The organism is Hydrogenophaga sp. NFH-34 (assembly GCF_021401345.1).
In the GTDB taxonomy this organism is placed as follows: Bacteria; Pseudomonadota; Gammaproteobacteria; order Burkholderiales; family Burkholderiaceae_C; genus Hydrogenophaga; species Hydrogenophaga electricum.
This window is the reverse complement of record NZ_JACBGE010000003.1, coordinates 216,137-227,917: the sequence shown is the minus strand read 5'-3', so window position 1 is coordinate 227,917 and position 11,781 is coordinate 216,137. Positions and strand designations below refer to the sequence as shown.

Annotated in this window: 12 protein-coding genes; 4 read left to right on the top strand and 8 right to left on the bottom strand. The window is 69.6% G+C overall.

Annotated elements, in window-relative coordinates:
- The first annotated feature begins 19 nt into the window (after positions 1-19).
- Positions 20-1,027, top strand: a complete 1,008-nt coding sequence (locus L0977_RS04505) for a Bug family tripartite tricarboxylate transporter substrate binding protein (RefSeq protein ID WP_234263580.1) — start codon at positions 20-22, stop codon at positions 1,025-1,027.
- Between the two features lie 72 nt (positions 1,028-1,099).
- On the opposite strand, the gene L0977_RS04500 is transcribed toward L0977_RS04505, so the two are convergent.
- The 8 genes from L0977_RS04500 to L0977_RS04465 form a co-directional block, all read right to left on the bottom strand.
- Positions 1,100-2,092 (bottom strand): TauD/TfdA family dioxygenase, encoded by a 993-nt coding sequence (locus tag L0977_RS04500; RefSeq protein ID WP_234263578.1) that lies wholly within the window; start codon positions 2,090-2,092, stop codon positions 1,100-1,102.
- Between the two features lie 10 nt (positions 2,093-2,102).
- A complete protein-coding gene (locus L0977_RS04495) occupies positions 2,103-3,086 on the bottom strand; it encodes a tripartite tricarboxylate transporter substrate-binding protein (RefSeq protein WP_234263576.1) in 984 nt (327 codons plus the stop codon).
- Positions 3,087-3,138: 52 nt separating this feature from the next.
- Positions 3,139-4,548: an FAD-binding oxidoreductase gene (locus L0977_RS04490; protein WP_234263575.1), complete on the bottom strand. Its 1,410-nt coding sequence runs from the start codon at positions 4,546-4,548 to the stop codon at positions 3,139-3,141.
- 70 nt (positions 4,549-4,618) lie between these two features.
- Positions 4,619-5,575, bottom strand: coding sequence for a LysR family transcriptional regulator (locus tag L0977_RS04485; protein ID WP_234263573.1), 957 nt, complete (start codon positions 5,573-5,575; stop codon positions 4,619-4,621).
- A gap of 23 nt (positions 5,576-5,598) precedes the next feature.
- A complete protein-coding gene (gene kynA, locus L0977_RS04480; RefSeq protein WP_234263571.1) occupies positions 5,599-6,438 on the bottom strand; it encodes a tryptophan 2,3-dioxygenase in 840 nt (279 codons plus the stop codon).
- 12 nt (positions 6,439-6,450) lie between these two features.
- The gene (gene kynB, locus L0977_RS04475) at positions 6,451-7,104 is read right to left on the bottom strand and encodes an arylformamidase (protein WP_234263569.1); all 654 of its coding nucleotides are present in this window, start codon (positions 7,102-7,104) and stop codon (positions 6,451-6,453) included.
- Positions 7,097-7,483 carry a RidA family protein gene (locus L0977_RS04470; protein ID WP_234263568.1) on the bottom strand — a complete coding sequence of 129 codons (387 nt, stop codon included), beginning with the start codon at positions 7,481-7,483 and terminating at the stop codon, positions 7,097-7,099. Before L0977_RS04470 ends, kynB begins: the two co-directional genes overlap by 8 nt.
- 45 nt (positions 7,484-7,528) lie before the next feature.
- Complete coding sequence (locus tag L0977_RS04465; RefSeq protein ID WP_234263639.1) at positions 7,529-8,725, bottom strand: amino acid aminotransferase; 1,197 nt, start codon at positions 8,723-8,725, stop codon at positions 7,529-7,531.
- Positions 8,726-8,875: 150 nt separating this feature from the next.
- Here L0977_RS04465 and L0977_RS04460 point away from each other — a divergent pair, with 150 nt between their 5' ends.
- The 3 genes from L0977_RS04460 (at position 8,876) to feoB (ending at position 11,670) form a co-directional block, all read left to right on the top strand.
- On the top strand, positions 8,876-9,352 hold the full coding sequence (locus L0977_RS04460) for an Lrp/AsnC family transcriptional regulator (protein WP_234263566.1): 477 nt from the start codon (positions 8,876-8,878) through the stop codon (positions 9,350-9,352).
- Between the two features lie 126 nt (positions 9,353-9,478).
- Positions 9,479-9,802: a FeoA family protein gene (locus L0977_RS04455; RefSeq protein ID WP_234263564.1), complete on the top strand. Its 324-nt coding sequence runs from the start codon at positions 9,479-9,481 to the stop codon at positions 9,800-9,802.
- Between the two features lie 2 nt (positions 9,803-9,804).
- Entirely contained in the window at positions 9,805-11,670 is a 1,866-nt protein-coding gene (gene feoB, locus L0977_RS04450; RefSeq protein ID WP_234263563.1) for a ferrous iron transport protein B, read from the top strand.
- The last annotated feature ends 111 nt before the right edge of the window (positions 11,671-11,781 follow it).

Here is an 11,781-nt window from a genome sequence, read left to right as displayed (position 1 = left end):
ACACCCGAGGACGACGCCCATGAGAACCCCCGCACCCGTCCTGTTGCCGCAACCCCTGCGCCGCCGCCTGCTGGCCCTGCCGGCCGCCCTGGCGCTGGCCGCCACGGGCGCCAGCGCGTGGGCCGACAACGCCCCCTGGCCGAACCGGCCGCTCAAGCTCGTGGTGGGATTCCCGGCGGGTTCTTCGCCCGACCTCACGGCCCGGGTGCTGGCCGATCCGCTGGCGCAGGCGCTCGGTCAGCCGGTGGTGGTGGAGAACCGGGTGGGGGCCGGCGGCAACATCGGGGCCGCCGTCGTGGCGCACGCCACCGACGACCACACCATCGGGCTGATGATCAATGGCAACCTGACCATTGCCAAGATCCTCAACCCGGCCACCACCTACGATCCCCTCAAGGAATTGCAGCCGGTGTCGCTGATCGCGGTGTCGCCCCTGGTGCTGGCGGTGCCGGCCAGCACGGCGACCAGCGGTGCGGCCTTTTTCGAGGCGGCGCGGCAGAGCGGCGACCGCTGGAACTACGGCACGCCGGGCATCGGCACCGTGGCCCATCTGGGCATGGAACTGCTCAAGGCGCGGGCGGGCATCGCGCCGATGCACGTGCCGTATCCCGGCAACCCGCAGGTCATCACCGGCCTCATCGGCGGGCAGGTGCAGATGGCCTTGCTGCCGCCGGGGCTGGCCATGTCGCAGGTCAAGGGCGGCAAGCTCAAGGCGATCGGGGTGACGTCAGCCGGGCGCAGCAGCGTGGTGCCCGATGTGCCCAGCCTGAGCGAGGCGGGCGTGAAAGACCTCAACCTCGAGATCTGGAACGCGGTGGCCGCGCCGCAGAGCCTGCCGCGTGCCCATGTGCAGCGCCTGTCGGAACTGCTGGCCGACATCGTGCGCCGGCCCGAGGTGCGCGAGCGCATCGCGGCCCAGGGCTGGCAGGTGGTGGGGACCGCGCCCGAAGGGCTCGCGCACCGCATCCGGACCGACACCGAAGCCATGGCCGAGGTCATTCGCAAGAACGACATCCGGCCCCAGTGAGGGCGGTGAGGCCGGGCCCGGCGAGCGCCTGAGGCCCTGGTACTTGCCGGGCCCGGGTGAGCGGCCCTGCCGTCAGGCCAGGGCGGCTGCGGGCTCCGGGGCGGGGAAGCCGTTGCGCCCCGGGAACTCGGGCGCGAGCGGGCGCGCGTTGCCCATCTTGAGCCACAGACGGATCATCTTGCGCCAGCGGGCCGGATCGGGGTCGTCCTCGAAGCCCGTGCGCGAGTGCAGCACGGCGTAATTGTTGGCGAACTGGATGTCGCCCGGCTCCAGCATCATGTCCAGCCGGATGTTCGGATCGTGCATGACGTCGTCGAACAGGTCGAGGGCGGCGATTTCCACCCGCGAGAGCGGCTGTTCCATGATTTCATGCCCCAGCTCCAGGTACTGGCGCAGGTAGCGGCAACTGAGCTTGCCTTCGTGGTAACTGAAGATGGGCGAGAGGCTGGGCCGGGGCTCGCACAGGTGCTCGAAATACATCGGCCGGTAGTACAGGCCGATGTATTCGGGGTGCCGGGTCAGGATCTCGTTGTAGATCGCGGCCACGCTGACCAGGCTGCTCAGGCCGCCACGCAGGGCCTTGCGCACGCACAGCAGGGCGACCACGTCGGACGGGTCCGAGTGGTAGGGCAGGTAGAGGTTGGTTTCGTAGACCCGCGTGCTCTTTTGCGTCGCGTCGCCGACGTTCATCACGGCGCCCAGCAGGTCCCCGCGCGGGTTCTGGCGCACCGGGGTGCCCATGTGCAGGCCCAGGCCGTAGTAGATGGCGTCGAGGTCTTCGTCGCTGTAGCGTTCCACCGGCAGACCCCGCAGCACCAGAAAGCCGCGGCCGTTTTCCAGCTCATCGGTGTAGCGCGCCAAGTCGGGCGCGAGCGCGTGGATCGGGAAGTCGTCCCGGGTGAAGTCGGGAAAGCGCAGGCCGCGCGACTTGAGCTGTGCCAGCGCGGCGTCGATCACGGCGAGGGCCTCGGGCGTGATCGGGTGGATCCAGCTGTGGTCGTGGGCGAAGTCGGGGCCGCGCCAGGCGGCGGGACCGGTGATCGGGGTCGATTGGATGAGACTCATGGGAGAAGGCTTATTGCGGTTTGTAGCCGGCGTTGCGGACCATGGTGGCGGAAAAGTCCTGCGTGGCCTTGAGGCGGGCGTTCAGGTCGGCGGCGCTGCCGGCGTGGGCGCTGATGCCCAGGTTGGCGAGCTTGTCGGCAAACTCGGGCGACTTCACCACCTTGGTGATGGCCGCGCTGTAGCTGTCGATCACGGGGGCGGGGGTGCCGGCCGGGGCGAAGACGCCGTTGAAGATCATGTCTTCGTAGCCCTTGATGCCGAGCTCGGCATAGGTGGGTACGTCGGGCAGGATGGGCAGGCGGCTGGTGCCATTGACGGCGACGATGCGCAGCTTGCCGGCCTTGGCCGGCTGCAGCATGGCGCCCACCGAGCCGATGCCGGCCGGCACCTGGCCGGCCATCACGTCCTGCACGATGGGGGCGTCGCCCCGGTAGGGCACCGACTTCAGGTCGGCGCCGAGCGCCCTGGCCACCACGCCGACGGCAAAGTCGGGCGCGCTGGCCGGTGCGGGCACGCCGACATTGCCTTTGGCCGGATTGGCCGCGACCCACTGGGCAAAGTCGCGCAGGCCGGCATTCGGTTTGCCCAGCACGCCGGTGTTGAGCACGAACACGTCGGGGTTGACCGCCACCATGGCCACGGGGGCGAAGTCCTTGGCGGTGTCGAAGCCCGGGTTGCTGATCGTCAGCGGGATCATGGCGACCGTGTGGCTGTTGGAGAGGAACAGCGTCGTGCCGTCGGGTTTGGCGCCCTTGAGCGTTTGCGCCGCGATCTGGCCGCCGGCGCCGGGTTTGTTTTCCACCATGACGCTGCGCCCCAGTTCCTGCTGCAGGCCCTGTGCCAGCAGGCGCGCAATGGCATCGCTGCTGCCGCCGGCCGGGAAGCCCACCAGGATGCGGATGGCCGGGCCGCTGTCGGCCTGCGCGGCCGAGGTGGCCAGCAGGGCGGCGGCGCCAAGGCCGAGGAGGGCGTGGAAGGTGGTGCGTCGTTGCATGCTCGTGGGTCCTGGAGGAAGTGGAAGAAAAGGCGAAGGGAGGGAAACGGGTTCAGGCCGGGTCGAACACCTTGCCCGGGTTGAGCAGGTGCAGCGGGTCGAGGGCCTGCTTGATCGCGCGCATGACCGCCAGTTCGGCGGGGCTGCGGCTGGCGTGCAGGAAGGGCTTTTTGTGCAGGCCAATGCCGTGTTCGGCCGAGATGCTGCCACCGGCCTGCGCGACCAGGGCGTAGACGATGGCCTCGACCGCCTGCTCGGCCTCGTCGAAGCCCAGGCCACCGAGCGATCGGGCGTCGGTGCTCAGGTGCAGGTTGCCGTCGCCGAGGTGGCCGAAGCGCAGCGAGCGCTGCCCGGGCCAGCGTTCGCTCAGGGCGTCCACGCAGCGGTCGGCGAAGCGGCCCAACTGGTCGAGTGGCAGGCTGATGTCGAAGTTGATGGGCGCGAGGTGGGTCGGGAATTCGGCCGTGACCTCCCGCAGGCGCCACAGGCTGGCTGCCTGGGCGCGGGACTGTGCGATCACGGCATCGCGGACCAGGCCTTCTTCCAGCGCCTGGCCGAGCACGGCTTCGAGCGCTTCGGTCAGGGCGGGCTCGTCGTTGCCGCTCAGATCGGTGAGCACCAGCAAGGGGTGGCTCTGCGCCAACGGCGCCGGGGTCCGCGTCCAGCGCAGCGCGTGGTCGAGGAAGTCCTGCCACATCAGTTCGAAAGCGGCCACACCGCCGGGGCAGTGTGTCTGCAGCCGGCGCAGCAGGCGCAGGGCGCTGTCGCAGTCGGCCACGGCCGCGAGCGCGGTGGCGCGCGCCCGGGGGGCGGGATGCAGGCGCAGCAGCGCGCGTGTGATGACGCCCAGCGTGCCCTCGGCCCCGATGAAGTGCTGCTTGAGGTCGTAGCCGGTGTTGTTCTTGACCAGCGGGCGCATCATGTCCAGCACCGTGCCATCGGCCAGCACCACTTCCAGGCCCAGGGTCTGCTCGCGCATCATGCCGAACTGCACCACGCCATTGCCGCCGGCATTGGTCGACAAGGTGCCGCCGATCTGGCACGAGCCGCGGGCGCCCAGGTCGACGCCCAGCAGGCAGCCGGCTTCCTGGGCCGCTTCCTGCGCCGCCTGCAGGGTGGCGCCGGCCTGCACGGTGAGGGTGCGGGCGTCGGCATGGACCGCTTCGATCGCGTTCATGCGGTCCAGCGACAGGGCCACGGCCCCGGCCGAAGGCACGGCGGCGCCCGCCAGGCCGGTGAGGCCGCCCTGGGGCACCACCGGCACCCGGTGGGCGTGGCAGGCGCGCAGCACCGCCGACACCTGGGCCGTGCTGGCCGGACGCAGCAGCGCCAGCGGCGCCTGGGGCGGGGTGCCGCTCCAGTCGGCATGGTGGCGTTCCGGGATGGCGTTGCCCAAGGAAAGACCTTCGGGACCGACGGCGTCGGTCAGGGCGGCCAGGAATTCAGGGTTCAGGACAGGCATGGATCTGTGACCAGGGTGTGAAGCGCAGTATGAAAGTGCCTGGTCACGAGCACCAATACCATCTGCTCTTTCAATCCATAGGCTCGGACCTATGCCTGTCGATCCGGGGCAGCCTTCCCTGGAGCACGCGCCGTTCGATGAGGTCGGAAATGGTGTCGTGCAGACACTGGCGCGTCGCGTCGGCGGCCGGGGTGAGCGGCGTGCCGGCGGGCCAGGCAATGGACTGGATGCGGTTGAGCGGCGGGTCGGTGATGTCCAGCGACTGCACACCGTGGCGCCCGTCGGCGGCGGCGAACGCGTTGCAGGGCAGCACGGCCTGGGCCAGGCCGCCGCGCACCAGGGCGCGGGTGAGGTCGGCGTCGTTGACCTCGTAACGCACGTTCAGGCTGCGTTTGCGGGCGTTGGCCACGCGCTCGATGAGTTTGCGCTGGTCGTGGTGGCGATCGGCCGCGACCAGCGGGCGGTCGCCGATGTCGTCGAAGCGGATGCGCCGCTGGCCGCGGGCAAAGCTGCCGCGGGCGCCGAAGAGGCAGAAGTGCTCTTCGTAGACCGGCTCGCTCAGCAGGCTCGGCAGCTCGAAGGCGTTGGGCATCAGGGCCAGGTCGACGCTGCGGGCCTCGACCACCTGGCGCATCTGGTGCGACAGGCCGGTGACGACAAACACCCGCACGTCGGGATAGCGGGCTTCCATGGCCCGGTACAGCGGCGCGATCACCACAGCGGCGATGGAGCCGTCCATGCCCAGCCTGACTTCGCCCCGGGGCAGGCCCTGCACCGCCGCGACCTCGTCGGGCAGGTGGTCGAGCTGGCGCAGGATGGCGCTGGCACGGTCGAACAGGCGCTGCCCGGCGGGGGTGAGGGTGACCCCCCGGGCGTGGCGTTTGAGCAGGGGAACGCCCAGTTCCTCCTCGATGGCCGCCATGTGCTGGCTCAGCGAGGGCTGGGCGATGTGCAGCGCGGCCGCGGCCTGGCTGATGCTGCCCGAGCGGGCGATGGCGACGAAGTAGCGCAGTTGCCGGGGGCTCATCGGCTGTCGTCGCCTGCCGGGAGTCAGAGTGCGGTGCGCAGCCGCCAGATCTCGGGGAACAGCACCACGTCGAGCATCTTGCGCAGGTAGCTCACGCCGCCCGTGCCACCGGTGCCGCGCTTGAAGCCGATGACCCGCTCGACCGTGGTCAGGTGGCGGAAGCGCCAGAGGCGGAAGGCGTCTTCGAGGTCGGTGAGTTCTTCAGCCAATTGGTACAGGTCCCAGTGCGCCTTGGGGTCGCGGTAGACCTGCAGCCAGGCCTGTTCCACACCATCGTCGTCGGCGTAAGGCTGGGTCCAGTCGCGCTGCGTGTGGCTCGCCGGCACCGCGATGCCGCGCCGTGCCAGCAGGCGCAGGCATTCGTCGTACAGAGAGGGGGCCTCGTAAGCCGTCTGCACGCGGGCCAGGCGTTCGGCGCTGTGCTCGTGCGGCTTGAGCATGGCGGCGTTTTTGTTGCCCAGGCTGAATTCGATGCAGCGGTACTGGAAGCTCTGGAAGCCGCTGGAGCGGCCCAGATAGGGGCGGATGGCGCTGTACTCGGGCGGCGTCATGGTGGCCAGCACGTCCCAGGCGTGCACCAGCTGTTCCATGATGCGGCTGACCCGTGCCAGCTGTTTGAATGCCGGGTTGAGGTCGTCCGTGGCGATGTGGCGGATGGCGGCGGTGAGCTCGTGCAGCATGAGCTTCATCCACAGTTCGCTGGTCTGGTGCTGCACGATGAAGAGCAGTTCGTCGTGCGCGGGCGACAGGGGTTTCTGCGCTTCGAGGATGGCGTCGAGCTGCAGGTAGTCGCCGTAGCTCATGTCGCGGCTGAAATCGAGCTGCGCCTTTTCTTCTTGGACGATGTGTTCGGGCGTGGTCATGGCGGTCGGGGGTCAGGAAAGGGCGCGCAGCACGGCGCGCACCGGGCTGGCGTCGGCGGTGGTGAGCTTCAGGGGCAGGGCGATGAGTTCGTAGTCGCCCTCGGGCACGTCGTCGAGCACGAGGTTTTCGAGTACGCGCAGGCCCCGGCGGCGGATCACCTGGTGGCTGGGCAGCTGTTTGCTGCTGGCCGGATCGATGCTGGCGGTGTCGATGCCGATCAGCAACACGCCCAGGTCGGCCAGGCGCTCCACGGTCTCGGGCGCGTAGGCGGTCAGCGCGTCGTCCCACCGGTCGACCGGCATGCGTGCACAGGTGCGCACCAGCACACGCGGTGGCAGCGCCGCAGGGCGGGTGTCGATGGCGTGGGCGATGTGCTGCCATGCGATCAGCGCACCGCAGCCGATGGCGTGGATCACGCGGCACGGGCCCAGGAACGGAGCCAGTGCAAGCGCCCCCACGGGCGCACCGTCGGCGTCGTAGTGCAGCGGGGCATCGGCGTGGGCGCCGACGTGCGGCGAGAGCGTGATCGCGCTCACGTTCACCGGGCAGCCCGGGCCGATGGTGGCGCCCCAGGTCTGGCTGTAGGGGGTGTCTCCGGGAAACACCGGGCTGCCGGCGTGCACCGGCGGCGAGATGTCCCAGATCGTGCGGGCGGCCTCAGGCATGGGGCGCGGGAATCATGGCGTAGGCCACGATCTCGATCTTCATGCCCGGTACCACCAGGCCGGCGACGGCCGCGCTCGACCGGTTGGGCCAGGGCGCTTCGAAGAATTCGCGGTACACGGCGTCGATGGCGGGCATGTCCTGCACGTCCGTCATGTAGATCAGCACCTGCGTGACGTCGGCCAGTGTGCCGCCCGCGGCCTGCACCGCGCGCTGCAGGTTGGCGAAGGTCAGGCGGGCCTGCTCTTCGATCGGGCCGGTGTCAATGCTGCCGTCGCTGCGCACGGGGCCGTGGGCGGTGAACAGCATGCCGGCCGATTTCACGGCCCAGGAGAACGGCTGCTTGAGGGGCGGCAGGCCGACGTCGATCACTTCTTTCATGGGCAGATTCCTTGCATATCCGATGCCAGCCTGGGCCGGGTGCTCTCAGTTCATCACCGCGGCCATGGCCTCGGCCACGCGCTCGACGTTGCGGCGCGACAGGCCCGACATGCACATCCGGCCCGAGCGCACGAGGTACACACCGTGCTGCTCGCGCAGCGTGTCGACCTGGACCTCGTTCAGGCCGGTGTAGCTGAACATGCCGCGCTGGGTCAGGAAGTAGCCAAAGTCGCGCTGATCGCCAAAGCGGGCCTGCAGCACCGCATGCAGGCGGGTGCGCATGTCCTTGATGCGCTCGCGCATGGCGGCCAGCTCCTGCTCCCACAGGGTGCGCAACTCGCCGGACTGCAGCACGGTGGTGATGACCCGTTCGCCATAGGTGGGCGGCGACGAGTAGTTGCGCCGCACGGTGGCCTTGAGCTGGCCCAGCACGGTCTGGGCCGCTGCCGCATCGCTGCAGACCACGCTCAGGCCGCCGCAGCGCTCGCCGTAGAGCGAGAAGTTCTTGGAGAACGAGTTGGCCACGAAGAACTGGGCGCCGGCATCGGCCAGGGCGCGCACGGCCCAGGCATCGTCATCGAGGCCGTCGCCGAAGCCCTGGTAGGCCATGTCGATGAAGGGGATCAGGCCGCCTTCGATCAGCACCGGAATCAGTTGCTGCCACTGCCCGCGCGTGAGGTCCACGCCGGTGGGGTTGTGGCAGCTGGCGTGCAGCAGCACCACGCTGCCGCGCGGCAGGCCGCGCAGGCTGGCCAGCATCGCGTCGACGTCGAGCTGGCCGGTGGCGGCGTCGTAGTAGGGGTAGGTGCGGACGGCAAAACCCGCGCCTTCGAACAGCGCGTGGTGGTTTTCCCAGGTCGGGTCGCTGACCCACACGCCGGCTTCGGGGAAGTAGCGGCGGATGAAGTCGGCACCGACCTTGAGCGCGCCCGAGCCGCCGAGCGACTGGATGGTGGCGATGCGGCCGCTGGCCACCGCTTCGTGCGCCGCGCCAAACACCAGTTTCTGCACCGCCGCACGGTAGTCGGCCGCCCCTTCCATCGGCAGGTAGGAACGTGGCCCGATGGCCTGGGCCAGCGCGGTTTCGGCCCGGCGCACCGATTCGAGCACCGGCAGGCGACCCTCTTCGTCGAAGTACAGGCCGATGCTCAGGCTCACCTTGTCGGTGCGCGGATCCTTCTGGAAGTCTTCCATCAGGCTGAGGATAGGGTCGCCCCCGTAGGCGGGCACGTGGCTGAACAGGGAAGAGACAGGCTGCGTCATGGTGTCGAGGTCGAAGAATCGGAAAGTGCGCAAATTCTAGAAAGCCCGCCCGATAGCGGTAAGTTCTATTTGCCATTTCTTCAAAAAAAGAATAATTTCATTCAAAAATCAACTTGAAACGGAAAACTTATGCCCGTTGAGCGCGATGCCACCGATCTCCGGCTGATGCAGGCCCTGCAGGACAACGCCCGCCTGACCTCGGGCGAGCTGGCCGACGTGGCGCACCTGTCGCAGTCGCCGAGCTGGCGGCGCGTGCGCCGGCTGGAAGACAGCGGGCTCATCCAGGGTTACCACGCGCGCCTGAGCCGCCAGGGGTTGGGTTATGGCGTGATGGCGTTCGTGATGGTCACCATCGACCACCAGAACGAAGCCAGTTCGGTGGAGTTCGAGCAGGCGGTGATGGCGATCCCCGAAGTGGTGCTGTTTCACGGCATCTCGGGGCCGCAGGACTTCATCCTCGTGGTCGTCGCGTCCGATCTGGGGGCGTATTCCGCGCTGCTGCAGAACAAGCTGCACCGCCTGCCGCGCGTGCGGCATGTGCACACCTATTTCTCGTTACAGGAATTCAAGGGTGCGGTGGGGCCTTTGCCGATACCGCCGGGGTAGGCCCGGGCACACGGCTGGCGAGGGCATGGGCCGGCACCGGCCCCCGTTGGAATTTCCTTGATGTGGCGCAAATGAGAAGTCATCGCATTCTCTACAGTGCGGTTTTTCCTTTTCCGGAGATGCCCCATGACCGATGCCTCGCTGGTGCTGCCGGCGCCCCTGGCCCAGGCGAGCCCCGGGCCGGTGAGCGACACCGGTCTTGATACCTGGCCGCTGCACCAGCCGGCCGTGCTGGTGCGCCTGGCGGCCGACCCCGACGGCACGCAGGCGGGCACCCTGCGCCGTCTGGCCGAGGTCGGGTGCCTTCCTGGGGAGACCTTGCGGGTGGTCTCGCGTGGCTGGCTCCGGGGCGGTCCGGTGGCGGTGCGCGTGGGGCAGGCCACTTTTGCCCTGCGGGCGCACGAAGCCGCCCTGCTGCGGGTGCGGCCCGTGCCTTCGTCGCAGGGCTGACCATGGATACCCCCGTTCCCCGCCTGGCCTTGCTGGGCCAGCCCAACTGCGGCAAGACCGCCCTGTTCAACCGGCTGACCGGCGCGCGCCAGAAAGTGGCCAACTACGCCGGCGTCACCGTCGAGCGCAAGACCGGGTGGCTGACCACCCCGGCCGGCCGCCGCGCCCAGGTGATCGATCTGCCCGGCACCTACAGCTTGGCGCCCCTGAGCCAGGACGAAGCGGTGACCCGCGATCTGCTCACCGGTCGCCTGGCGGGCGAGGCGCCGCCCGATCTGCTGGTGTGCGTGGTCGACGCCACCCATCTGCAGTTGCATCTGCGGCTGGTGCTGGAAGCGCGCGCGCTGGGGCTGCCGATGCTGCTGGTGCTCAACATGGCCGACGTGGCTGCGGCGCAGGGCGTGCGCATCGACACCGCCCGCCTGGCCGAGCGTCTGGGCCTGCCCGTCGTCACGGCCGTGGGGGTGCAGCGGCACGGCGCCCAGGCCCTGCTGGCGCAGATTGACGATGTGCTGGCTCACGCGGTGGCGCCGCACCCCGAAGGAGTGGCCGATCAGATCCCCGATCCGGCCGAACTGCACCGCCAGGTGCGTGCGCTGCTGGCCGATGCGGTGCACACCCCGGTGCAGCGCTGGGCGCTGAGCGACCGGGTCGACCGCTGGGTGCTGCATCCGGTCTGGGGCTATGTGGGGCTCGCGGCGCTGCTTTTTCTCATGTTCCAGGCGGTGTTTGCCTGGGCTGCCTGGCCCATGGAGGCGCTGGACACCGGCATGGCGGCACTGGGCGAATGGGTGGGCACGCGCCTGGCCGACGGGCCGCTGCGCAGCCTGCTGGTCGACGGCGTGATCGCCGGCGTCGGGGGCGTGCTGGTATTTCTGCCGCAGATCCTCATCCTGTTTCTGTTCATCTTCGTGCTCGAAGACTCGGGCTATCTGCCGCGCGCGGCCTTCCTGATGGACCGGCTGATGGGCACCGTGGGGCTTTCGGGCCGCTCGTTCATCCCGCTGCTGTCGAGCTTTGCCTGCGCGGTGCCGGGCGTCATGGCCACGCGCACCATCGGGCACTGGCGCGACCGCTGGCTCACCATCCTGGTGGCGCCGCTGATGACCTGCTCGGCGCGGCTGCCGGTGTACGCGCTGCTGATCGGGGCCTTCGTGCCCCGGCGCAGCGTGGCCGGCGTGTTCAACCTGCAGGGGGTGGTGCTGTTCGGCCTTTACGCACTGGGCATCCTGAGCGCGATGGGTGTGGCCTTCGCCGTCTCGCGGCGCACGGGGGGCGGTGCCCGCACGCCCCTGCTCATGGAACTGCCGGCTTACCGCCTGCCCCATCTGCGCAACATCGCGCGCGGCCTGTGGGAGCGCACCACGATCTTCCTGCGGCGGGTGGGGGGCGTCATCCTGGCGCTGATGGTGCTGCTCTGGTTCCTGTCGAGCTACCCGGCGCCGCCCGCTGGCTTCACCGGGGCGCCCATCGAAGTGAGCTGGGCCGGGCGGCTGGGGCACCTGCTGGCGCCGCTGTTCGCGCCGCTTGGTTTCGACTGGCGCATCGTGGTGGCGCTGATTCCGGCCATGGCGGCGCGCGAGGTGGTGGTGGCCGCGCTCGGGACGGTTTACGCCCTCAGCGCCAGCGGCGACCAGGTCGCCGACGCGCTGGGTGGGCTGATCGGCAGCCAGTGGTCATTGGCGACGGCGCTGTCGCTGCTGGTGTGGTTTGTCTATGCGCCGCAGTGCGTGGCCACGCTGGCTGCGATCCGGCGCGAGGCGGGCGGCTGGCGCCACGCCGCGGTCGTTGCCGTGTATCTGTTCGCCTTGGCGTACGGCGCGTCGTGGCTCACCTACCGGCTGGCGCTGGCCTGGGGCGCGGCATGAGCGCGCAGGGCCTGGTGGTGGGGGTGTGCGTCGTGGCCGCGCTGGGGTACCTGCTGTACCCGGCCTGGCGGCGCTGGCGCGCGCGGCGGTCGTTGGCGAACCCGCCGGCAC